The organism is Mucilaginibacter psychrotolerans (assembly GCF_004519315.1).
Lineage (GTDB): Bacteria > Bacteroidota > Bacteroidia > Sphingobacteriales > Sphingobacteriaceae > Mucilaginibacter > Mucilaginibacter psychrotolerans.
In genome coordinates this window covers 1-605 of sequence record NZ_SOZE01000094.1, presented here as the reverse complement: position 1 = coordinate 605, position 605 = coordinate 1, and the positions used below count along the sequence as shown (strand labels likewise).

Below are 605 nucleotides of genomic sequence, written 5' to 3'. Positions count from 1 at the left end.
GTGCCTGAAGTGCGTAACCGTAAGGAGCGTCCTAGGGTAAAGTCGGTAACTGGGGCTAAGTCGTAACAAGGTAGCCGTACCGGAAGGTGTGGCTGGAATACCTCCTTTCTGGAGCATTATCCCTAATCTTAAGCAAAAAGTATTTTCCACTAACAAACAGCTCAAAAGCTGTTACCTGCATGATTATTTTCTTAATATCTCTGATGAAACAACCCGGAAGATGAAGCCATCAGTGGTTCAGCCATGTAGTGGCAGTATTGTACGATAAAAACAGTCCTGTAGCTCAGTTTGGTTAGAGCACTACACTGATAATGTAGGGGTCAGCAGTTCAAATCTGCTCGGGACTACTAGAGGCGGAGATTAGTGAATGGAGAATAGAGAGTGGTTATATAACTACTTACAAATCGACAACTCACTTAATCAACCAACATCTGAAAGGGGGATTAGCTCAGCTGGCTAGAGCACCTGCCTTGCACGCAGGGGGTCAACGGTTCGAATCCGTTATTCTCCACATTCCCACCGATGCCCGAAAGGGTTAGGATATAATGCAAGTTATGATATTGATATCATATTGGGACAAGTTCTTTGACATATTGGAAGAAGTA

Annotated in this window: 2 tRNA genes and 1 rRNA gene; all 3 read left to right on the top strand. The window is 44.0% G+C overall.

Annotated elements, in window-relative coordinates:
• Window positions 1-108 (top strand): 16S ribosomal RNA (locus E2R66_RS28180); the annotation flags it as partial.
• A gap of 164 nt (window positions 109-272) precedes the next feature.
• Window positions 273-347: transfer RNA gene (locus E2R66_RS28175), tRNA-Ile, on the top strand.
• 90 nt (window positions 348-437) lie between these two features.
• Window positions 438-511, top strand: a tRNA-Ala gene (locus tag E2R66_RS28170).
• Window positions 512-605: the final 94 nt, after the last annotated feature.